The following is a 20,087-nucleotide window of genomic DNA, read 5'->3' as shown; positions in this document are numbered from 1 at the left end:
TCGGCGGGGGCTGCCGTCTTTGCGAGAGCGGGCCTCGCCGGGTTTCGCCCCGCCGCCCCTTCCCGTTCCCGGCCCTGGGGGCTGCGCCCCCAGGCCCCCTTCGGCGGTTCGCGCCTCGTCCTCACGCTCCGGACGGGCTGGATGTCCAGCCCTGCTGTCGGTTCGCTGTCGGTTCGCTGTCGGTCGTTTGTCGGGCGCGGCTGGGAGTGTCGTCGGCATGACGGGAATCGACGTAGGGAAAGGCGGCGCGGCCGTCGCCGTGCGGGGCATGGTCAAGCATTACGGGGCCACGAAGGCGCTGGACGGGGTGGATCTGGAGGTGCCGGAGGGCACCGTGATGGGGGTGCTCGGGCCGAACGGGGCCGGGAAGACCACCCTGGTGCGGATTCTGTCCACGCTGCTCGCGCCCGACGCCGGGACGGCGACCGTGGCCGGGTACGACGTCGTACGGCAGCCCCGGCAGCTGCGGCGGGTGATCGGGCTGACCGGGCAGTACGCGTCCGTGGACGAGAAGCTCGCCGGGTGGGAGAACCTGTATCTCATCGGGCGGCTGCTCGACCTGTCCCGCACGCAGGCGCGGGCCCGGGCGGACGAGCTGCTGGAGCGGTTCGCGCTGACCGAGGCGGCCCGCCGACCGGCCGGCACGTACTCCGGCGGTATGCGGCGACGGCTCGACCTGGCCGCGTCCATGATCGGGCACCCCGCGGTGCTGTTCCTGGACGAGCCCACGACGGGGCTGGACCCGCGCACCCGCAACGAGGTGTGGGCCGAGGTCAGGCGCATGGTCGGCGACGGGGTGACCGTGCTGCTGACCACGCAGTACATGGAGGAGGCCGAGCAGCTCGCCTCGGGGCTGACCGTCGTGGACCGGGGGCGGGTCATCGCGCGCGGCGGCATCGACGAGCTGAAGGCGAAGGTCGGCGGACGCACCCTGCGGGTCCGCCCGGCCGACCCGGCGCAGCTGCGCCCGCTGGCCGCCGCGCTGGACGACCTCGGCATCACCGGGCTCGCCACGACCGCCGTGGACGCCGAGCGCGGCGCCGTACTGGTGCCGGTGCTCAGCGACGAGCAGCTGACCGCCGTCGTGGGCGCCGTCGCCGCGCGCGGCATCACGCTCGCCTCCATCAGCACCGAACTGCCCAGCCTGGACGAGGTGTTCCTGTCGCTCACCGGCCACCGGCCAAGCGCCCCGCAGGACACCGTGGCCGCCGACGACCGCGAGGAGATCGCCGCATGACCGCCACCACCCCGCACCCGGCCGACGCCCGGATCCCGCTGCGCGGGCATGTGCGGCACACCGGCGCGCTGGTGCGCCGCAACCTGCTGTGGATCCGGCAGGACCCGGAGTCGATGTTCGACGCGGTCCTCTTCCCGGTCGTCTTCACGTTGCTGTTCGTGTACGTCTTCGGCGGCTCCATCGGGCAGTCGCTCGGCGGCGGCCAGGAGCAGTACGTGCAGTACATCGTGCCCGGGCTGATGGCCATGATGGGCATGAACATGGCTCAGGGCGTGGGCACCGGCTTCAACCAGGACTTCGGCACCGGGGTCATGGACCGGTTCCGTTCGCTGCCCATCGGGCGCGGCTCCGTGCTGTTCGCCAAGATCGCGGTGGAGCTGGTGCGGATGCTGTTCGCCACCGTCGTACTGCTGGTGGTCGGCGTCCTGGTGGGCTTCGACGTCACCGACTGGGCCGGGCTGTTCGCCGCCGTGGGGCTGTCCGTGCTGTTCGGCTCGGCCCTGATGTGGGTGTTCCTGACGCTGGGCGTGGTCATGAAGAACGCGCAGTCCGTGCAGGCGATGGGCTTCCTGGTGCTGATGCCGTTGCAGTTCGGCTCGTCGATCTTCGCGCCGCCGCAGTCGATGCCGGGCTGGCTGGAGAGGTTCACCGAGTACAACCCGCTGTCCTCGCTGGCCGACGCCGCGCGCGGGCTGATGGTCGGCGGGCCGGTCGCGGGCGACCTGTGGATGACGATCGGCTGGTCGGTGGCGATCACGGCGGTGATGGCGCCGGTCGCGGTGCACAAGTTCCGCACCAAGGCCTGACCCCCACCGGTCCGTCGGCCCGCCGACCGGCGTCAGACCAGGGCGGTGGCCTCCGCGGCGGAGAGGCCGCCGCCCTGCGCGTATGCGGCGGCGTACGCCTCCTCGCCCAGCGCGGCCCGCACCCGCGTCTGCGCGCACTGGTACACGTACCGCTCCCAGGCGGAGGCGACGTGGCCGGGCGGCAGAGCCGCGTCGGCGGCGCCGAGCAGCCGCGCGGCGTCGTCGGCGCGGCTGCCGCCGTCGGCGTCGGCGAGGGCCGTCGCGGCGACGACGAAGTACGCGGAGCGCATGTGCGGCGAGATGGTCTGCGACAGCGGGTCGCCGGCCAGTTCGATGGCGCGCCGGGACTTCTCCAGGCTCTGCGCGCTCAGGCCCTCGGCGGCGTCCAGCCAGGCCTCGGCGCCGAGGATGATCGCGTCGAAGACGACGAAGTGGGCGATGCCGAAGCCCTCGCGGAGCAGTCTGAGCTGCTCGCGCGCCTCGGGGACGCGGCCGGTCACGCCGAGCCGGCCGGCCAGGAAGAGGCGGGCGGCGGGCAGCGCCTCGCTGTGGCTGCCGTGCTGCTTGTCGATCACCTCGCGCAGCATCCGCTCGCCCCGCTCGGTGTCGCCGCACTCCAGCAGCGCGCCGGCGAGGCGGGCCCGCAGGACGGCCTGCTGGGCGCGGGCGCCGAGGCGTTCGGCGTGCGCGATGGCCGACTCGTAGTCGGCGGCGGCGAGGCGGTGATCGCCCTTGCGTTCGTGGGCCTCGCCGCGCGCGGACAGCGCCTCGGCGGCGCCCCAGGAGTCGCCGAGGCGCCGGTAGACCTCCAGGGCCTCGTCGGCGTCCCGGAAGGCGTCCCCGGCCCAGTCGGCGCGGTTGGCGAGGATGTTGGCGCGCATCTGGAGGCAGGCGGCGAGTTCCCACTCGTAGCCGGGGGTCTCGCGGCAGGTGCGGACGGAGGCCTCGATGATGCCGCGCAGCCGGTCCGTGCCGCCGGTGAGCATGACGGCGTAGAACCAGAGGAGGCCGGGGCTGCGGCAGGTCTGCGGCATGCCCGGCTCGTACACCTCGGTGATGACGCGCAGCTTCTCCTGGGCGGCCGGGGTCTGCCAGGTCGCCAGCTCGGTGTCCATGCAGGCCAGGTGGGCCAGGTGGACGCCGCGGCGGGCCTCCGCCAGGATCTCGCCGGTCATCGGGGGCGGGTGGTCCGTGCAACGCTGCCACACGGGCGTGGCGCGGCGGGCCGGGGTGGCGAACGGGTCGGGGCCGAGGGCCATGACGTCGCGGCACCAGTTGCGGGCCTCGACGCGCAGGTCGCGCATCTGCCAGTACCAGGCCAGGCTGAGCACGATGCACAGCGCCTCCTGCTCGTCGCGTTCGGCGACGGCGTGCCGCAGGGCGGTGCGGAGGTTCTCGTACTCGCGCTCCAGCCGTCCGACGGCGGCGAGCTGGCCGGGGCCGCGCAGCAACGGGTCGGTGGTGCGGGCGAGTTCGCGGTAGTACGTGAGGTGGGCGCGCGCCGTTTCCGGGCGCAGGCCCGCCTCGTCGAGCCGCTCCCCCGCGTACTCGGCGACGGTCTCCAGCAGCCGGTAGCGCATCTCGCCGTCGGGTGACGGGGCGGCGACGACGAGGGACTTGTCGACCAGGGAGCCGAGCGCTTCGAGGGCGCCGGGGCCGCAGACGGCCTCGGCGGCGGTCAGGTCGCAGCCGCCCGCGAAGACCGACAGGCGGCTCAGCACGTCCCGTTCGTCCGCGTCGAGCAGGTCCCAGGACCAGTCGACCACGGCGCGCAGGGTCTGCTGGCGGGGCAGCACGGTACGGCTTCCGGAGGTCAAAAGGCGGAAGCGGTCGTCCAGCCGGTCGGCGATCTGACGGGGCGTCAGCATGCGGAGCCGGGCGGCGGCCAGCTCGATGGCGAGGGGCAGGCCGTCGAGCCGGGCGCAGATCTCCGCGCAGGCCCCGGGGTCGTCCTCGACGCGGAAGCCGGCGCGGGCGGCTCCTCCCCGGTCGGCGAGCAGCCGCAGCGCGACCGGTTCCGGCAGCGGTTCCACCGGGCGCACCAGTTCGCCCGGCACACCGAGGGGTTCGCGGCTGGTGGCGAGCACGGTCAGGCGCGGGCAGCGGGCCAGCAGCTCCGCCGCGAGGCGGGCGGCGGCACCGACGACGTGCTCGCAGTTGTCCAGGACGATCATCATGCGGCGCCTGCCGCAGTGCTCGGCGAGCCGTTCCACGGGGTCGCCGTGGCGGTCGGCCACGGCCCGCATGCTCTCGGCGCCGGCGCCGTACAGCACGGTCTCGCGCGCTCCCACGGCGGTGAGCACGGCCTCCGGTACGGCGCCGGGGTCGTCCACGGGCGCGAGTTCGGCCAGCCACACCCCGTCCGGGGCGGCGTCCCGCGCGGCCTCGGCGGCCTCCTGCGACAGGCGGGTCTTGCCCGCGCCGCCGGGGCCGGTGAGCGTGACGAGCCGGGCGGTGCCGAGGTCGCGGCGGATGGCCTCGATGTCGGCTTCCCGCCCGACGAAGGAGGTGAGGCGGGCGCGCAGGTTGCCGGGGCTCCCCGGCCCGGGGGCGCGGGCCGCCCGGTCTCCCTCGGCGGGGCCGCCCTCCTGCCGCAGCAACTCCTCGTGCAGGGCGCGCAGTGCGGGGCCGGGGTCGGAGCCGAGGCGGTCGGCGAGGGTGCGGCGTACGTCCTCGTAGGCGGCCAGGGCCTCGGCGGTGCGGCCGGTGTCGCGCAGGGCGCGCAGCCGCAGGGCCTGGAGGGGTTCGTCCAGGGGGTGACCGTCGCACAGGGCGGTCAGCTCGGGCAGCGACTGCCCGGCGTGGCCGAGGGCGAGGGCGGCGGAGTGCCGGGCGCGCAGCACGTCCAGGCGCCGGGTCTCCCAGCGGGCGGCCTCGGCGGTGCGGTCGGGGAGGTCGGCCAGCGGCGGGCCGTGCCACAGGGCGAGCGCGTCGTCCAGGACGACGGCGGCCTTGGCGGGGTCGCCGTCGGCGAGGGCGCGGGTGCCCTCGGCGGCGAGGCGCTCGAAGCGGTGCAGGTCGACGTCGTCGGGGGCGGCGGTCAGGCGGTAGCCGCCGTCCACGGAGGCGACGGCCTCGGCGCCGAGCGCCCTGCGGAGGCGGCCGACGAGGGCCTGGAGGGCGCCGGGGGCGTCGGCGGGCGGGTCGTCGGCGTGCCACACCTCGTCCACGAGCAGCCCGGCGGGCAGGGTGCGGCCGGACCGCAGGGCGAGGACGGTCAGCAGCGCGCGCAGGCGGGCCCCACCGACCGGCACCGGGGTGCCGTCGGAACGCAGGGCCTGCGTGGGACCGAGGATGCGGTAGCGCACGGGGTCCATTGTCTCCGGTGGGGCGGGGAGGGCACGGGGGCGGGGCGGTGACGGCGGGGATCCCCCGGCCCGTGGGTGCGCGGCAGGCGGGCCGGGCGGCTCGGGGTGACGTGGGTGACCGGTGCTGGCGTCGGTCCAGTACCGTCGGGCCGTCCGCGGTGTTCGTTTTCTCGTTCGGGGGGTTTCATGGCCACCACCGCCAGTCGGCGCAGTGAGCGGCGGGTCAGTCCGGTCTTCCTGGGGATCGTGGCCGTCATGGCGGTCACGGGGTGGGCCACCTGGACCGGGTTCGCCGCGCAGCCCGGTGTGGCGGTCTTCCTGTTCGTGACGGCGGCGTGGGTCGTCTCCCTGTGCCTGCACGAGTACGCGCACGCCCGCACCGCGCTGCACAGCGGCGACCTGTCCGTCGGCACCAAGGGCTACCTGACGCTGAACCCGCTGAAGTACACGCACGCCCTGCTGAGCATCGTGCTGCCGGTGGTGTTCGTGATGCTGGGCGGCATCGGCCTGCCCGGCGGCGCGGTGTTCATCGAGCGGGACCGCGTCCGGGGCCGCTGGCGGCACAGCCTGATCTCGGCGGCGGGCCCGCTGACGAACGTGCTGTTCGCGGTGGTGTGCACGGCGCCGTTCTGGCTGGACGCGCTGGACGGCGTGCCGCGGGACTTCCGGTTCGCGCTGGCCTTCCTCGCCCTGCTCCAGGTGACGGCGGCGATCCTGAACTTCCTGCCGGTCCCGGGCCTGGACGGCTACGGCGTGCTGGAGCCCTGGCTGTCGTACAACGTCAAGCGGCAGGTGGAACCCTTCGCGCCGTTCGGCCTGCTGTTCGTGTTCGCGCTGCTGTGGGTGCCGTCGGTCAACGCGGTGTTCTTCGACGCGGTCGACGCGATCCTGCGGGGGCTGGGCATCGGCGACGTCGAGACCTACTGCGGCTACGACCTGTACCGCTTCTGGCGCGGCTCGGACGAGTACTGCTCGGTCAGCCCGTGACGGACCGGTCCGCCCCGCCCGTGGCCCGGCCCCGCTTGACGTAATACCAGGTCATGTTGGACGACAGGCCCGCGATCAGCACCCACACGATCCCGAGCCACAAGCCGTTCACGAACGAGACCACGGCCGCGGCCACGGCGAGGAGACAGACGGCGAGGCTGTAGAGGGCGAGACGGGGCATGACGTTCGGCTCCTGTCGGGGGACACTGCTGGCACCTGCTGCCGCCACCAGTGTCCCCCATCGCCTCATACGTCCGTGACGCGGAGTCCGGCGTGCGCCTTGTAGCGGCGGTTGACGGAGATCAGGTTGGCGACCAGCGCCTCCACCTGGTGCGCGTTGCGCAGCCGCCCGGCGAAGACGCCGCGCATGCCGGGGATGCGCCCGGCCAGCGCCTGGACGGTCTCCACGTCGGCGCGCTCCTCGCCCAGCACCATCACGTCGGTGTCGATCTCCTCGATCCCCGGGTCCTGGAGGAGGACGGCCGACAGGTGGTGGAAGGCGGCGGTGACGCGGGAGTCCGGCAGCAGCGCGGCGGCCTGCTCGGCGGCGCTGCCCTCCCCCGGCTTCAGCGCGTAGGCGCCCTTCTTGTCGAAGCCGAGCGGGTTGACGCAGTCCACGACGAGCTTGCCCGCCAGGTCCTCGCGCAGCGACCGCAGGGTCTCGGCGTGGCCCTCCCACGGCACGGCGACGATCACGACGTCGCTGCGGCGGGCGGTCTCGGCGTTGCCGGCGCCCTCGATGCCGTGGCCGAGTTCCGCTGCGGCGGCCTGCGCGCGGTCGGCGGCGCGCGAGCCGATGATCACCTTCTGGCCGGCCTTGGCGAGGCGGTACGCGAGGCCCTTGCCCTGCGGGCCGGTGCCGCCGAGCACGCCGACGACGAGGCCGGAGACGTCGGGCAGGTCCCAGGGGTCCTTGGTAGAGGTCATGGGCCGACTGTACGTGCGGGCCGCCCGCGCCCTCGGCTCAGGTGGGCCACCGGCGCCGGGGCCCGCGCCCGTCCCGGACGGGCGAATTCCCGCCGAACCCGGCGTCGGGCCTGTCCGGTTGCGGCAGGATGCGGCCCCATGGATGCCGTACGGGTCGCGTTGCTGCGTGAAGTGCTCGCCGGGACGGAGTGGCTGGGGGCCACGCGGCGGTTCGCGGGGGTGCTGCGCGGGTCGGTCGTCTCCCACGGGGGCGGGCTGCTGCTGGTGGGCACGGCGGAGTACGAGCCGTGGCACCTCGCGGCGCATCTGGTGGACGAGGCCGCGTGGTCGGGCACGCCGGAGCTGGCGCCGACGCTCGTACGGCACGACGCGCGGCCCTCGGACCCGGCGCACCTGGCGGTGGGCCTGGGCCGGCTGGCGGCGGCGCGGCGGGGCGAGACGCTGTTCGTGGTGGCGCCCGGGGAGCCGGGCGCCGGGCTGCTGGAGCGGGTGTACGACGCGCGGCGGGCGGGGGCGAGGGTGCTGGCGCTGGGGGGCGGGGCGGAGGAGGGGGAGCTGGGGGCGATGGCGCACGAGGCGCTGGCCGTGCCCGGGGACGGGGAGCTGGATCTGGACACGGTGCAGCATCTGGTGAGTGCGGCGGCCGGGGAGAACGCGGTGCCGGTGCCGCGGGGGCGGCGGAGGTTTCGTGACCGGTTGTCCGAGCTGGCGGAACGGATCACGGCTCCGCCGCCGGCGCGGTGGTGACGGTGCGGGTGCGCCGTGGTCGCGGTGCGGTGGTGGGCGCGGGTGGGCTTCGGTTGCCGTCACGGGGTCGCGCCTGCCCGGCGTTGCCGGGTGCCGCCTGCGCCCGCCCTCCCCCATCGCCCCGGGCGGCACGATGACCCGCGGGTCGAGCAGCACGGCTGCCCCGCGGGTCGGGCGGCGCGGCTGTCGCGCGGGGCGGCTTACTCCTCCGTGTTGCGGGTCGGGGTGTCGTGCCAGTTGGGGTCTGTTTCCCATTCCTGGTTGCGTTCGCGGGCGATGTCCATCGCCTTTTCCGCCTCCTGACGGGTCGCGTACGGGCCGAAGCGGTCCTTCGCGGGGCACTCCGGGCCCTCTTCGACCTTCTGGTGCTTCAGGCAGTAGTACCACTCGCCCGGTTTTCCGACCGTGCGCTTCTTGAACAGGGCCATGACCGGCTCCTTTCGCCGCGGACATGGTCCCCCACGCCCGCTGGTTAGACTCGCTGGCATGTCTGGCCAGTCGCTGCTCGTACCAGGGGAGCTGTCTCCCACCCGTTCCGTACCCGGAAACATCCGCCGACCCGAGTACGTGGGCAAGCCCGCCCCGGCGCCGTACACGGGGCCGGAGGTGCAGACCCCTCAGACCGTGGAGGCGATGCGGGTCGCCGGGCGGATCGCCGCGCGGGCGATGGCGGAGGCCGCCCGGCACATCGCGCCGGGGGTGACCACGGACGAGCTGGACCGGGTGGCGCACGAGTACATGTGCGACCACGGCGCCTACCCGTCGACGCTGGGCTACCGCGGCTTCCCGAAGTCGCTGTGCACGTCGGTCAACGAGGTCATCTGCCACGGCATCCCGGACTCCACCGTCCTCAAGGACGGCGACATCGTCAACCTCGACGTGACGGCGTACATCGGCGGGGTGCACGGCGACAACAACGCCACGTACCTGGTCGGCGAGGTCGACGAGGAGAGCCGGCTGCTGGTGGAGCGCACCCGCGAGGCGCTGAACCGCGCCATCAAGGCGGTCAAGCCGGGCCGCCAGATCAACATCATCGGCCGGGTCATCGAGTCGTACGCGAAGCGCTTCGGCTACGGCGTCGTGCGGGACTTCACCGGCCACGGCATCAGCACGGCGTTCCACTCGGGCCTGATCGTCCCGCACTACGACAGCCCGCACGCGACGACGGTGATGCAGCCCGGGATGACGTTCACGATCGAGCCGATGCTGACGCTCGGGACGCACGAGTACGACATGTGGGACGACGGCTGGACCGTGGTGACGAAGGACCGGAAGCGGACGGCGCAGTTCGAGCACACCCTGGTCGTGACGGACACGGGCGCGGAGATCCTCACGCTGCCCTGACCGCCGCCGGCCGCCTTTCCCCTGCCCTCTTCCTCCCCGGCCCCGTTTTCCCGGCCGCGTTCGCCCGGCTTCCTTCCGGGCCGGCCTGGGTACGGTCTTCCCGACAGCCTGTCGGCAAGGGAGGATCGGGCCCATGGACGCGTTCTCGGCACAGATCCGCACCGCCTCGCACGAGCAGCACGTGGAGGCGGAGACCTCGACGTTCATGAGCGACCTGCTCGGCGGGCGGCTCGGCGTGGACGCCTACGCCCGCTACACCGAGCAGCTGTGGTTCGTGTACGAGGCGCTGGAGACCACGGCCGGGCCGCTGGCGTCGGACCCGGTGGCCGGGCCGTTCGTCCGCCCGGAGCTGTTCCGGCTGGCCTCGCTGGAGCGGGACCTGGCGCATCTGCGGGGCCCTGGCTGGCGTTCGACGCTGCGGGCTCTGCCGGCCACGCGCCGGTACGCGGCGCGGGTCGAGGAGTGCGCCCGCACCTGGCCGGGCGGTTATGTCGCCCACCACTACACGCGCTATCTCGGCGACCTGTCCGGCGGCCAGATCATCCGCGACACGGCGGAAAGGACGTGGGGCTTCGCGCGCAAGGGCGACGGCGTCCGCTTCTACGTGTTCGAGGAGATCGGCAACCCGGCCGCGTTCAAGCGGGCCTACCGGGAGCTGCTGGACGGCATCCGGGTGGACGAGCTGGAGAAGCAGCGGGTCGTGGCGGAGTGCAAGCGGGCCTTCGCGCTGAACACGGCCGTCTTCCGGGCGCTGGGCGAGGAGTTCCCGCTGTCGGCCTGACCGGCGCCCGCCGGGACAGGACCGGGCCCCCGCACGCGGACGTGCGGGGGCCGGGTCCGTACGGCCGGTTCAGTGACGGCCGTCGTGGTCACCGCCGCCGTAACCCTTGTCGTCGTCCCGGCCGTCATGGCCCTTGTGGCCGTCCCAGCCGTAACCCTTGTGGTCGTCCCGGCCGTCGCCCTTGTGGCCGTCCCAGCCGCCGTAACCCTTGTCGTCGTCCCGGCCGTCGCCCTTGTGGCCGTCCCGGCCGTCGTGGCCCTTGTGGCCGTCCCAGCCGTAACCCTTGTGGTCGTCCCGGCCGTCGCCCTTGTGGCCGTCCCAGCCGTCGTGACCCTTGAAGTCGTCGCGGCCCTTGTGGCCCTTGTAGTCGTGATCCTTGTAGTGGTCACGGCCGTGCTGACCGAAGTGGTCGATGCAGCGGATGCCACCCCAGGTGAGGTCGCTGGTGGACGTGTCGATGCTTCCGAAGTAGGTGTCGCAGTCCCCGCCGTAGGGGCCGTCCCCCTGGCCGCCGGCCACGGCGGTGGCCGAGCCGGTGGCGGTGAGGGCGGCGGCGAACAGAGCTGCTGCCACAACTGATCGGATACGCATGGGGCTCCTCTCACGAAGCTGAGTGATCGGGCCAGAGGTCCCCGTTCCCGCGCTCGCACACACCCCCCTACACCCGTACGGACGCTCGAAAGGACCCGGACGTGCGACGCGCCCCGGACTACGGAAGCGGCCCGGCGCTCCAGCCGCACCCGTCCCCCGGCCTCCGTCCAGCCGCCCGGCGGGGGCGCTCCGCGCATCACCCCGGTCCGGTTCTCCACATGGACCGGCGCCGTGCTCGTCCGTACCCGATCCCGACGCTCGCGCTGTTTCTCGCCCCGGTAGGGTTCGCCTCCGGAAAGGGGAAGGTGAAGGGACCTCATGAGCAGGGATCGCGGCCCTCGAAGGCTCCGCAGGCTTGACCGGAGCGCCCTGATAGCGGCGTCGGTGACCGCATTGTCGGTGACGGCGAGCGGATGCGTGGTGGTGCACGGGGAGCGCGAGGTGCTCCCGGCGGCCACCCGCGCCGAGGCCGCGAAGGCGCTGCGCCAGTTCACGGCCGCGTACAACAGGGCCGACAAGGCCTACGACCGTTCCCTGGACGCCGGTCACGTCACCGGCGCCCTCGCCGACATCGACGGGGCGCGGCTGAAGGCGGGCCGGGCGAACCACCCGGGCGGCAACCCCGCGCACACTCCGCTGAGGCTGACCGACGCCAGGTTCACCATTCCGAAGAAGGCGGGCTGGCCGCGCTGGTTCCTCGCCGACGCCCGGGGCAACAAGGGCGGCGACGCGCGCTGGCTGCTGGTGTTCACGCGGGGCGGCACGGACGAGCCGTGGGAGGTGGCGTACCTGACGCTGCTCGACCCGGCGGACGTACCCGAGTTCGAGACGGACAAGGACGGCTGGGCCGAGGCCGTGGACGCGAACTCCACGGACGTCGCCGTCGCGCCGGACAGGCTGAGCGGTGACTACGCGACGTATCTGAAGGACGGCGAGGGTTCCTTCGCGGCGGGCGCCCACACCACGGTGTGGCGGCAGTTGCGCAAGAAGGAGGCCGCGAAGCCGGGCCTGGCCACGCAGTACATCGACGAGCCGCTGACGAACGGCGACTACGCGCCGCTGGGGCTGCGCACCGCGGACGGTGACGCGCTGGTGTTCTTCACCACGCGCCACTACCAGAAGCAGACGGCCGCGGCGGGCGCCACGGTGCCGACGCCGAACAAGAGCGTGCTCGCGCTGACGACCGGCGAGATCAAGCAGTCGCTGACGATGGAGTTCGTCTCCAACCAGGCCGCCCTCGACCCGAAGGGCTCCGGGGACGTGGCGATCCTGGGCCGCGTGCAGGGCCTGACGTCGGCCCAGGGCGAGTAGCCCCTACCGGCCCGCCGCCGCGAAGGCCCGTGCCACGGGGGTCATTGGCGCATGGGCCAGGACGCCTGCGCCGGCTCCTCGCCCGCGTACCGGGCGCAGGAGTCGGTGAGGACCTCCAGCAGGCTGAGCGGGTCGGGCAGTTCGTGCTCGGGGCCGCGCACCCAGTGCACGGACTGGTCGCCGGGGAGCCGGGCGGGCGGCACCAGGACGTAGGAGCCGCGGCAGTGCCAGCGCAGGCCGGGATGCTCGTCCATGGTCTCCGGGTGGCAGTCCAGTTCGCACGGCCACCACTCGTCCTCGTCCTCGGGGGTGCCGCGGGTGAGGGTGAAGAACAGCAGCCGGCCGTCGTCGCTCTCGGCGACCGGCCCCACCTCGATGCCGGCGGCGAGCAGCCGCTCCAGGGCCTCGCGTCCGGCGTCCAGGGGGACGTCCAGCACGTCGTGCGTCATGCCGGTCGCGGTGATGAAGTTGGCCTGCGGCTGGTGGCGGGCCCAGCACTCGATCTGGGCGCGGTCGGTGGTGGACTGCGTCTGCCAGGCGAACGACACGGGGTGGCGGGCCGGGGTGGGACAGCCGACGCGGTCGCAGGAGCAGCGGTAGCCGGCCGGGTGCGCGGCGGGCGCGAGGGGCAGTCCCGCAGCGGCGGCGGCGAGCAGCAGGGCCTCCCGGTCGTCGGCGCCGACGGCCTCCTTCGGGCGGCGTCCGGGCAGCCACTGGGTGAGTTTGCCCCGAAGGCCGGTACGGCCGCCGAACCTCGCGCTCATCTATCCCCTCGCCTCGCCGTCGTGCGTGCCAGCATGCCCTATCGTCCCACCATCGTGCGCCTCGGGGGGCCGGAGCCCGCAATCGGGGTGCGGCGGTCCCGGGTCAGGCGCGGGGCGCGAGGCCGTGCAGGGCGTAGTCGACCAGGGTGTCGGTGTACTCGTAGGAGATCGGGGCCGTGCGCTGGAGCCAGCGCTGGGCCAGCGGGGAGACGAACAGCTCCAGGGCGATGCGCGGGTCGACGTCCGGGCGGACCTGGCCCGCGGCCTGCGCGGCGCGCAGCCGGTCGGCGTAGAGCCGGAGCGAGGGTTCCAGCAGCTTGGTGACGAACTCCCGGCCGAGCTGCTCGTCCACGACGCCCTCGGCGGCCAGCGCACGCGACGGCGCCTCGAACGCCGGGTCGCACAGCTCGTCCACGGTGGCCCGCAGTACGGCCTTCAGGTCGGCGGCGAGGTCGCCGGTGTCGGGGACGGCGGTGCCCTCCTGCCCGGCGGACCGCGCGGCCTGCTCGCCGAGGTCGAGGAAGGCCTCCAGCAGTACGTCGGCCTTCGACGGCCACCAGCGGTAGATCGTCTGCTTGCCGACGCCGGCGCGGGCGGCGATGCCCTCGATGGTGGTCCGCGCGTAGCCGATCTCGGCGACGAGGGCGAGGGCGGCGTCGTAGATGGCGCGGCGGGAGCGCTCGCTGCGGCGGGAGGAGTCGGGGGTGCGGGGGTGGCGGGCGGCGGGGGTTTCGTCGGGGGCATTGTCCGGGGCGGGCTCGGTGACCATGGGTCGACGGTAGCAAGGGGGTGAGACGGGGCGTCTCGCGGCCGGGGCGTCGGGGCGGCGGGTCAGCTCGGCGGCGTGTCCTGCCCGGGTGGCGGCCAGGCGTCGCCCCAGGCCGCGTCGCGCGCCGCCTTGTAGAGGTCGCCATGGCGTTTGGTGACCGTACGGCGGTCCAGGCGCTCGTCGGGCTCGCACAGGTCGAGCAGGACCTGGCCCTTGCGGATCTGGGGGCGGCGGACGACACGGGCGGGGGCCGGGGCGGCCGGGAGCCGGGTGGCGGCGACGTAGCTGAACTTCTCGTCCTCGTAGGCGAGGGAGCCGCCCTTGACCTGGCGGTGCAGGGAGGAGCGGCTGACGCGCGCCGAGAAGTGGCACCAGTCCGTGCCGGGGGCGATGGGGCAGGCGGCGCTGTGCGGGCAGGGCGCGGCGACGTGGAAGCCGGCGGCGACGAGGCGGTCGCGGGCCTCGATGACGCGGGCGTAGCCGTCGGGGGTGCCGGGTTCGACGATGACGACGGCGCGGGCGGCGCTCGCCACCGCGTCGACGAGGGTGGCGCGGTCGGGCGCGGACAGCTCGTTGAGGACGTAGGAGACCGTGGCGAGGTCGGTGCTCTCCAGGGTGAGCGCGGCTGAGATCCGGGAGCGCCGCCAGCGGACGTCCCGCAGGTCCGGGTGGGCGGCGGCGATCTCCCGGCCGAGCGCGAGCGCGGGCTCGGCCCAGTCCAGGACGGTCACGGGCCGGGCGCCGGGCCAGGTGGCGGCGGCGGCCCAGGTCGCCGCGCCGGTGCCGCCGCCGACGTCGACGTGGCCGCCGGGTGTCCAGCCGGGCACGGCCGCCGCGAACCGCGTGAGCGCCGACCGCACCGCCTCGAAGGTCGCGGGCATGCGGTACGCGGCGTACGCGACCGTGTCGGCGCGGTCCCTGAGGATCGGGGCGTCGGTCGGGGTGCTGCCCCGGTAGCTGGCGATGAGCCGTTCGACGGCCTGCGCGGCCCGCCGGGGCGGGAGCCCGTCGAGGAGGTCGCCGAGCGCGGCGCGCAGGGTGTCGGAGACGGGGGGCAGGGGGGCGTTCACCTGGCGATTGTAGGGCGGGCGTTGGGGGGCGGCGCTTCGCGCCTGGTCCCCGAGCGCCGGGCGGGCCGGGATCAGCCGGGGGCGCCGAAGGCCTCAGCTGCGGACCGCTCTCGCCACCCGTGTCCCCGCCGCCGCTCTCGGGCGGCTGTCCGGGGGGCGTCGTTTCGGGTGGACGGTATTGGCGAGGAGGATCAGGAAGGTGTCCGTCGCCCGGTCCAGGACCAGGGACGTGCCGGTGAAGCCCGTGTGGCCCGCCGCGCCCCGGCCGGACAGCTCGCCCATGAACCACGGCTGGTCCATGGCGAAGCCCAGGCCCGGCGGGGTGAGCAGGAGGTCCACGAGGTCGGGGCCGAGGATGCGGGCGGGGCCGTACGAGCCGCCCGCCAGCAGGGCGCGGCAGAACACCGCGAGGTCCGGGCCGGTGGCGAACAGGCCGGCGTGACCGGCCACGCCGCCGAGCGCCCACGCGTTCTCGTCGTGGACCTCGCCGCGCAGCATGCCCCGGTCCGCCTTGGCCCACGGCCGGCGCTGGTCCTCGGTGGCCGCCGCGCCGGGGCAGGGTCCGAAGCGGGTCGAGGTCATGCCCAGGGGGCGGGTGATGCCGTCCCGGACCAGGACGTCCAGGGGGCGCCCGGTGACGCGTTCCAGGACGTGCTGGAGCAGGAGCATGTTCAGGTCGGAGTAGCAGTGCGTGCCGGGTTCGGCGGCCGGTTCCGCGGCCTGGAGCAGCGCCAGGCGTTCCGCGGCGCCGGCGCAGTCGTACAGCGGGAGTTCGGGGCGCAGCCCGGAGGTGTGGGTGAGCAGGTGGCGCACGGTGAGGCCGTGCCGGGCGGCGGCGTGGAAGTCGGGCAGGTAGGCGCCGACCAGCGCGTCGATGCCGAGGGTGCCGCGCTCGATCTGCTGCACGGCGGCGACGGACGTGAACAGCTTGGTGAGGGACGCCAGGTCGAAGGGTGTGTCGACGGTCATCGGCACGCGCGCGTGGGCGGGCAGTTCCACGCCCCGCCCGGTCGCCGGGTCGTGGGCGACGTACCGGACGGCCCAGCCCGCCGCCTGGGCGACGGCGAGCACGGGGCCGCGTCCGGCGAGGACGACGGCTCCGGCCGCCCAGGGGCGGTCGCCGGTGGTGAGGTCGTGGACCTCCTGGACGAGGCGGCGCATCTCCCCCGGGTCGAGTCCGGCCCGTTCGGGGCTGCCGCCGCGCAGTCTCGGCGCGCTCAGTTCCTCGCCTCCTCGGCCGGGGCCGCCGCCACCGGGGCCCTGCGGGTGCGGCACAGGCCCGCGAAGCAGGCCAGCGCCACCAGCGCCGAGGCGAGCTGGACGACGGCCATCGGGACGGCGGTGTCCTCCCCGGCGACGCCGACGAGCGGGGAGGCGACCGCGCCGATGAGGAAGGACGAGGTGCCCAGCAGCGCGGACGCGGACCCCGCGGAGCGCTCCACGCGCATCAGGGCGAGGGTCTGCGCGTTGGGCAGGGCGATGCCCATGGCGGACATCAGGACGAACAGCGCGGCGGCGACGGCCCAGAGCCCCACCTCGCCGAACACGCCGAGGGACATCAGCAGCAGCGCGGTGGCGGCGCCGACGACGACCAGGAGCCCGGCGGCGAGGACGCGGTTCAGGCCGACCCGGCCGACGAGGACCCGCCCGTTGAACTGGCCGACGGCGATCAGGCCGACGGAGTTCAGCCCGAACAGCAGGCTGTACGTCTGCGGGGAGGCCCCGTAGATCTCCTGGACGACGAACGGCGAGGCGGCGATGTAGGCGAACAGCGCGGCGAAGGCGAAGCCGCCGGTGAGCAGGTAGCCGGTGAAGGCGCGGTCGGCGAGCTGGACGCGCATGGAGCGCAGCGCCTCGCCGACGCCGCCGGAGTGCCGTTCGGCGGCGGGCAGGGTCTCCGGGAGCTTCGCCCACACCAGGGCGGCCAGCAGGGCGCCGACGCCGGTGAGGACGACGAACACGCCCCGCCAGTCGGTGACGCGCAGGATCTGGCCGCCGATGAGCGGCGCGACGATCGGGGCGACGCCGGAGATCAGCATGAGCGTGGAGAAGAACCGGGCCATGGCCATGCCGTCGTACAGGTCGCGGACGACGGCCCGCGCGATGACGATGCCGGCGGCGCCGGCGAGGCCCTGGGCCAGGCGGAGGGCGACGAGGAGTTCGACGTTCGGTGCGAGGGCGCACAGGGCGGTGGCGACGACGTAGACGGCGAGGCCGGTGAGCAGCGGGCGCCTGCGGCCCCATCGGTCGCTCATCGGGCCGATGACGAGCTGGCCGAGTGCCATGCCGGCCAGGCAGGCGGTGAGCGTGAGCTGGACGGTGGCGGCGGGCGCGTGCAGGGAGCGGGTGACCTCGGGGAGCGCCGGGAGGTACATGTCCATCGCCAGCGGCGGGGTGGCGGTGAGGCCGCCGAGGACGAGGGTGACGAGCAGGCCGGTGCGGCGGAGCGCGGCCCTCGCACGGCCTGCTTCCGGTATGGCCGCCTTGGGTGTGCTGTCCGTTGTCGGCGCCCCGCGCTCGGGCATGTGCCCTCCCTCTCCTGGTGATCCGCCACCTATGCTCTCAGCTCGAACGGGCTGCTCGTACGACGTGGCGAGGGTCACACGATCGAGGTGGGGACCGGTAATGACGGAACGCAGCGTGCGCTGGGGCATCCTGGCGACCGGCGGGATCGCGGCGTCGTTCACGGCGGACCTGGTGGACCTGCCGGACGCGGAGGTCGTGGCGGTGGCGTCGCGCACGCAGGCGGCGGCGGACGCGTTCGCGGACCGGTTCGGCATCGCGCGGGCGTACGGCGCGTGGGAGTCGCTGGCGCGGGACGAGGACGTCGACGTGGTGTACGTGGCGACGCCGCACGCGGCGCACCGGGCCGCCGCGGGCCTGTGCCTGGAGGCCGGGCGGAACGTGCTGTGCGAGAAGGCGTTCACGCTGAACGCGCGCGAGGCGCGGGAGTTGGTCGCGCTGGCGCGGGAGCGCGGCAGCTTCCTGATGGAAGCGATGTGGATGTACTGCAATCCGCTGGTGCGACGGCTGAAGGCGCTCGTGGACGACGGGGCGGTCGGTGACGTGCGCACGGTGCAGGCGGACTTCGGGCTTGCGGGGCCCTTCCCGCCGTCGCACCGGCTGCGTGATCCGGCGCAGGGCGGGGGCGCGCTGCTCGACCTGGGCGTGTACCCGGTGTCGTTCGCGCACCTGCTGCTCGGGGAGCCGTCGGACGTCACGGCGCGGGCGGTGCTCTCGGAGGAGGGCGTCGATCTGCAGACGGGGGCGCTGCTGGCGTGGGAGAGCGGCGCGCTCGCCTCGGTGCACTGCTCCATCGTGAGCGGCACGGCGACGTCCGCGTCCGTCACCGGCTCGGCGGGCCGTATCGACGTGCCGGGCGGGTTCTTCTTCCCGGACCGGTTCGTGCTGCACCGGGACGGCCGTGACCCCGAGGAGTTCACGGCCGACCCGGCGGACGGTCCGCGCGCCGGCCTCAAGCACGAGGCGCGCGAGGTGATGCGGGCGCTGCGGGCCGGTGAGACCGAGTCGCCGCTGGTGCCGCTGGAGGGCACGCTCGCGGTGATGCGGACGCTGGACGCGGTCCGGGACCGCGTGGGGGTCCGCTACCCGGGCGAGGCGGACCCGGCGGCGGAGCTCGTCCCGGCCTGAGGCGCGGCGCGCCGTGCCCGACCCGGCGTCCGGTGCGTCATGCCGGCTTGAGGCCCGGCTGCCCCGCCTCGGTGACGAAGGACGCGGCCGTCGTGACCGGCGCCCCCGGCGTGGACACGTACGGCACCGTCTTGTAGTCGGCGCGGGCCTGCTGCTGCCCGAGCGTGACGTTCACGTAGCCGCGGCGGCCGTTGTAGAACCTCAGGTGCGGGTTGGCGGTCATGTACGTGTTCCAGTTGGCGGGCTTCTCGGCGCCGTCCCTGCCGCTGGATATGGACGTGGCGACGATCTCGGTGCCGCGGGTGCGGGAGGCCGGGTCGCCGAAGTCGTCCTTGATGTCGAAGGCGTAGCCGACGTGCACGTCGCCGGTGAGGACCATCAGGTTCTCGATGCCGGCGGCCTCGGCGCCGTCGAGGACGCGGCGGCGGGAGGGGCGGTAGCCGTCCCAGGCGTCCATCGACACGCGGGACGGCTCGGTGAGGTCGAACTTCCGCTGCGAGAAGACGACCTGCTGCGGTACGACGTTCCACAGCGCCCGCGAGGTGCGCCAGCCGTCGAGCAGCCAGCGCTCCTGCGTCTCGCCGGTCATGGTGCGCGCCGGGTCGTCCACCTCGGGCCCGGGCACCCGGGCGCCGTCGCCCTGCGCCTGGTTGGAGCGGTACTGGCGGGTGTCGAGGACGTCGAACTGGGCGAGCCGTCCCCAGTGCAGGCGCCGGTAGAGCTGCATGTCGGGGCCGCTGGGCAGCTGCGGGCGGCGCAGCGGCTGGTGCTCCCAGTAGGCGCGGTAGGCGGAGGCGCGGCGCAGCAGGAACTCCTCCGGCGGGACGCTGTTCTCGGGGGTGTCGTCCGCGTAGTTGTTCTCGGTCTCGTGGTCGTCCCAGGTGACGACGAAGGGGTGGGCGGCGTGCGCGGCCCTGAGGTCGGGGTCGGTCTTGTAGAGGGCGTAGCGCAGCCGGTAGTCCTCCAGGGTGACGGTCTCGCGGTTGAAGAGGGCCGGGAGGGTGCGGTCGGTGTAGTTGCGTGTGCCGCCCGCGGAGGTGACGGCGTATTCGTAGAGGTAGTCCCCGAGGTGGAAGACCACGTCGACGTCGTCGGCGGCGAGATGGGCGTACGGGGTGAAGTAGCCCTCGTGGTACGCCTGGCAGGACACGGCGGCGAGGGTGAGCGGGCCGGTGTCGCTGCCGGGCAGCGGGGCGGTGCGGGTGCGGCCGGTCTCGCTGACCCAGTCGCCGACGCGGAAGCGGTAGTGGAGGACGCGGTCGGCGGGCAGGTGGCCGACCTCGACGTGGACGGTGTGGTGGAACTCGGGGTGCGCGGTCGCGGCGCCGCGTCTGACGATCCGGCGGAACCGCTCGTCGTGGGCGAGTTCCCAGTGCACGGTGACGCGTTCGGCGGGCAGACCGCCGTCGGGCTGGTAGGGGGCCGGGGCCAGCCGGGTCCACAGCAGCACGGAGCCGGGCAGCGGGTCGCCGGAGGCGACGCCGAGCGTGAACGGGTCGTCGGTGATGCGCCGGGCGTCGAGTTCGGCGGCGCTCGCCGTGCCGGCGGCGGGCAGGTTGACCGCGAAGGCGAGCGCGGCGGCGGCACCGGTGGCGGTCAGGAAGCGGCGGCGGCCGATGTGGCGGGCGGCGGCGCGCAGTTCGGGTGCGTGCTGGGACTGACGGGCCTCGGATGTCATCCGGTCCTCCCCTGTGGAATGAGTACAGGGGGGCATTGGACTGGCCGGGGACGACACCCGACAGGCGCGTACACGACAAACTCATGGCGGTTTGATGAGGTCCGGATGGCGGGCCG

General features: G+C 74.3%; 19 protein-coding genes and 1 pseudogene. 9 read left to right on the top strand and 11 right to left on the bottom strand.

Features of this window, described 5'->3' with window-relative positions:
* Positions 1 to 217: 217 nt before the first annotated feature.
* Positions 218 to 1,237 (top strand): ATP-binding cassette domain-containing protein, encoded by a 1,020-nt coding sequence (locus tag AB0M97_RS14610; RefSeq protein ID WP_365961196.1) that lies wholly within the window; start codon positions 218 to 220, stop codon positions 1,235 to 1,237.
* Entirely contained in the window at positions 1,234 to 2,043 is an 810-nt protein-coding gene (locus AB0M97_RS14605) for an ABC transporter permease (protein WP_365961195.1), read from the top strand. Before AB0M97_RS14610 ends, AB0M97_RS14605 begins: the two co-directional genes overlap by 4 nt.
* A 32-nt stretch (positions 2,044 to 2,075) precedes the next feature.
* Here AB0M97_RS14605 and AB0M97_RS14600 read toward each other — a convergent pair whose 3' ends face one another.
* A complete protein-coding gene (locus tag AB0M97_RS14600; protein ID WP_365961194.1) occupies positions 2,076 to 5,360 on the bottom strand; it encodes a BTAD domain-containing putative transcriptional regulator in 3,285 nt (1,094 codons plus the stop codon).
* A 177-nt stretch (positions 5,361 to 5,537) separates the two neighbouring features.
* Between AB0M97_RS14600 and AB0M97_RS14595 the strand changes: the two genes are divergently transcribed.
* Positions 5,538 to 6,338: a site-2 protease family protein gene (locus AB0M97_RS14595; RefSeq protein WP_365961193.1), complete on the top strand. Its 801-nt coding sequence runs from the start codon at positions 5,538 to 5,540 to the stop codon at positions 6,336 to 6,338.
* On the opposite strand, the gene AB0M97_RS14590 is transcribed toward AB0M97_RS14595, so the two are convergent.
* Both AB0M97_RS14590 and npdG read right to left on the bottom strand, forming a co-directional pair.
* Positions 6,328 to 6,519, bottom strand: a complete 192-nt coding sequence (locus AB0M97_RS14590) for a hypothetical protein (RefSeq protein ID WP_365961192.1) — start codon at positions 6,517 to 6,519, stop codon at positions 6,328 to 6,330. The genes AB0M97_RS14595 and AB0M97_RS14590 overlap by 11 nt on opposite strands.
* A 65-nt stretch (positions 6,520 to 6,584) precedes the next feature.
* Positions 6,585 to 7,265, bottom strand: a complete 681-nt coding sequence (gene npdG / locus AB0M97_RS14585) for an NADPH-dependent F420 reductase (RefSeq protein WP_365961191.1) — start codon at positions 7,263 to 7,265, stop codon at positions 6,585 to 6,587.
* Positions 7,266 to 7,403: 138 nt separating this feature from the next.
* On the opposite strand from npdG, the gene AB0M97_RS14580 reads away from it, so the two are divergent.
* Positions 7,404 to 8,012 (top strand): hypothetical protein, encoded by a 609-nt coding sequence (locus tag AB0M97_RS14580; protein ID WP_365961190.1) that lies wholly within the window; start codon positions 7,404 to 7,406, stop codon positions 8,010 to 8,012.
* Between the two features lie 200 nt (positions 8,013 to 8,212).
* Here AB0M97_RS14580 and AB0M97_RS14575 read toward each other — a convergent pair whose 3' ends face one another.
* Positions 8,213 to 8,440: a hypothetical protein gene (locus AB0M97_RS14575; protein ID WP_365961189.1), complete on the bottom strand. Its 228-nt coding sequence runs from the start codon at positions 8,438 to 8,440 to the stop codon at positions 8,213 to 8,215.
* A 58-nt stretch (positions 8,441 to 8,498) separates the two neighbouring features.
* On the opposite strand from AB0M97_RS14575, the gene map reads away from it, so the two are divergent.
* Together map and AB0M97_RS14565 are read left to right on the top strand one after the other, a co-directional pair.
* Positions 8,499 to 9,356 (top strand): type I methionyl aminopeptidase, encoded by an 858-nt coding sequence (map, locus tag AB0M97_RS14570; protein ID WP_365961188.1) that lies wholly within the window; start codon positions 8,499 to 8,501, stop codon positions 9,354 to 9,356.
* 133 nt (positions 9,357 to 9,489) lie between these two features.
* Entirely contained in the window at positions 9,490 to 10,137 is a 648-nt protein-coding gene (locus AB0M97_RS14565; protein WP_365961187.1) for a biliverdin-producing heme oxygenase, read from the top strand.
* 69 nt (positions 10,138 to 10,206) lie between these two features.
* On the opposite strand, the gene AB0M97_RS14560 is transcribed toward AB0M97_RS14565, so the two are convergent.
* On the bottom strand, positions 10,207 to 10,710 hold the full coding sequence (locus AB0M97_RS14560) for a hypothetical protein (protein WP_365961186.1): 504 nt from the start codon (positions 10,708 to 10,710) through the stop codon (positions 10,207 to 10,209).
* Between the two features lie 260 nt (positions 10,711 to 10,970).
* Here AB0M97_RS14560 and AB0M97_RS14555 point away from each other — a divergent pair.
* Both AB0M97_RS14555 and AB0M97_RS14550 read left to right on the top strand, forming a co-directional pair.
* Positions 10,971 to 11,087: pseudogene (locus tag AB0M97_RS14555) on the top strand (iron transporter); the annotation flags it as partial.
* On the top strand, positions 11,047 to 12,039 hold the full coding sequence (locus AB0M97_RS14550) for a hypothetical protein (protein WP_365961185.1): 993 nt from the start codon (positions 11,047 to 11,049) through the stop codon (positions 12,037 to 12,039). The pseudogene AB0M97_RS14555 and the gene AB0M97_RS14550, both read left to right, overlap by 41 nt.
* 41 nt (positions 12,040 to 12,080) lie before the next feature.
* Here AB0M97_RS14550 and AB0M97_RS14545 read toward each other — a convergent pair whose 3' ends face one another.
* From AB0M97_RS14545 to AB0M97_RS14525, 5 genes are all read right to left on the bottom strand, one after another.
* Entirely contained in the window at positions 12,081 to 12,803 is a 723-nt protein-coding gene (locus tag AB0M97_RS14545) for a bifunctional DNA primase/polymerase (RefSeq protein ID WP_365961184.1), read from the bottom strand.
* Between the two features lie 103 nt (positions 12,804 to 12,906).
* Entirely contained in the window at positions 12,907 to 13,572 is a 666-nt protein-coding gene (locus AB0M97_RS14540; RefSeq protein ID WP_365961183.1) for a TetR/AcrR family transcriptional regulator, read from the bottom strand.
* Positions 13,573 to 13,634: 62 nt separating this feature from the next.
* Positions 13,635 to 14,642: a small ribosomal subunit Rsm22 family protein gene (locus AB0M97_RS14535; RefSeq protein WP_365961182.1), complete on the bottom strand. Its 1,008-nt coding sequence runs from the start codon at positions 14,640 to 14,642 to the stop codon at positions 13,635 to 13,637.
* A 93-nt stretch (positions 14,643 to 14,735) separates the two neighbouring features.
* Positions 14,736 to 15,803 carry a serine hydrolase domain-containing protein gene (locus AB0M97_RS14530; RefSeq protein ID WP_365961181.1) on the bottom strand — a complete coding sequence of 356 codons (1,068 nt, stop codon included), beginning with the start codon at positions 15,801 to 15,803 and terminating at the stop codon, positions 14,736 to 14,738.
* Positions 15,804 to 15,859: 56 nt separating this feature from the next.
* Positions 15,860 to 17,167 (bottom strand): multidrug effflux MFS transporter, encoded by a 1,308-nt coding sequence (locus tag AB0M97_RS14525; RefSeq protein ID WP_365961180.1) that lies wholly within the window; start codon positions 17,165 to 17,167, stop codon positions 15,860 to 15,862.
* Positions 17,168 to 17,267: 100 nt separating this feature from the next.
* Between AB0M97_RS14525 and AB0M97_RS14520 the strand changes: the two genes are divergently transcribed.
* Positions 17,268 to 18,293 (top strand): Gfo/Idh/MocA family oxidoreductase, encoded by a 1,026-nt coding sequence (locus tag AB0M97_RS14520; RefSeq protein WP_365961179.1) that lies wholly within the window; start codon positions 17,268 to 17,270, stop codon positions 18,291 to 18,293.
* A gap of 37 nt (positions 18,294 to 18,330) precedes the next feature.
* Here the strand turns inward: AB0M97_RS14520 and AB0M97_RS14515 are convergent, their stop codons facing one another.
* The gene (locus AB0M97_RS14515) at positions 18,331 to 19,971 is read right to left on the bottom strand and encodes an alkaline phosphatase D family protein (protein ID WP_365961178.1); all 1,641 of its coding nucleotides are present in this window, start codon (positions 19,969 to 19,971) and stop codon (positions 18,331 to 18,333) included.
* Positions 19,972 to 20,087: the final 116 nt, after the last annotated feature.

Source organism: Streptomyces sp. NPDC051207 (genome assembly GCF_040682395.1).
Classification (GTDB): domain Bacteria; phylum Actinomycetota; class Actinomycetes; order Streptomycetales; family Streptomycetaceae; genus Streptomyces.
Note: the sequence above shows the minus strand (reverse complement) of the source record. Positions and strands in the feature narration are given on the sequence as shown.

Coding starts and splice junctions, on each gene's coding strand:
- AB0M97_RS14610 (WP_365961196.1), top strand. CDS start 218: ATGACGGGAATCGACGTAGGGAAAGGCGGCGCGGCCGTCGCCGTGCGG.
- AB0M97_RS14605 (WP_365961195.1), top strand. CDS start 1,234: ATGACCGCCACCACCCCGCACCCGGCCGACGCCCGGATCCCGCTGCGC.
- AB0M97_RS14600 (WP_365961194.1), bottom strand. CDS start 5,360: ATGGACCCCGTGCGCTACCGCATCCTCGGTCCCACGCAGGCCCTGCGT.
- AB0M97_RS14595 (WP_365961193.1), top strand. CDS start 5,538: ATGGCCACCACCGCCAGTCGGCGCAGTGAGCGGCGGGTCAGTCCGGTC.
- AB0M97_RS14590 (WP_365961192.1), bottom strand. CDS start 6,519: ATGCCCCGTCTCGCCCTCTACAGCCTCGCCGTCTGTCTCCTCGCCGTG.
- npdG (WP_365961191.1), bottom strand. CDS start 7,265: ATGACCTCTACCAAGGACCCCTGGGACCTGCCCGACGTCTCCGGCCTC.
- AB0M97_RS14580 (WP_365961190.1), top strand. CDS start 7,404: ATGGATGCCGTACGGGTCGCGTTGCTGCGTGAAGTGCTCGCCGGGACG.
- AB0M97_RS14575 (WP_365961189.1), bottom strand. CDS start 8,440: ATGGCCCTGTTCAAGAAGCGCACGGTCGGAAAACCGGGCGAGTGGTAC.
- map (WP_365961188.1), top strand. CDS start 8,499: ATGTCTGGCCAGTCGCTGCTCGTACCAGGGGAGCTGTCTCCCACCCGT.
- AB0M97_RS14565 (WP_365961187.1), top strand. CDS start 9,490: ATGGACGCGTTCTCGGCACAGATCCGCACCGCCTCGCACGAGCAGCAC.
- AB0M97_RS14550 (WP_365961185.1), top strand. CDS start 11,047: ATGAGCAGGGATCGCGGCCCTCGAAGGCTCCGCAGGCTTGACCGGAGC.
- AB0M97_RS14545 (WP_365961184.1), bottom strand. CDS start 12,803: ATGAGCGCGAGGTTCGGCGGCCGTACCGGCCTTCGGGGCAAACTCACC.
- AB0M97_RS14540 (WP_365961183.1), bottom strand. CDS start 13,572: ATGGTCACCGAGCCCGCCCCGGACAATGCCCCCGACGAAACCCCCGCC.
- AB0M97_RS14530 (WP_365961181.1), bottom strand. CDS start 15,803: ATGCGCCGCCTCGTCCAGGAGGTCCACGACCTCACCACCGGCGACCGC.
- AB0M97_RS14525 (WP_365961180.1), bottom strand. CDS start 17,167: ATGCCCGAGCGCGGGGCGCCGACAACGGACAGCACACCCAAGGCGGCC.
- AB0M97_RS14520 (WP_365961179.1), top strand. CDS start 17,268: ATGACGGAACGCAGCGTGCGCTGGGGCATCCTGGCGACCGGCGGGATC.
- AB0M97_RS14515 (WP_365961178.1), bottom strand. CDS start 19,971: ATGACATCCGAGGCCCGTCAGTCCCAGCACGCACCCGAACTGCGCGCC.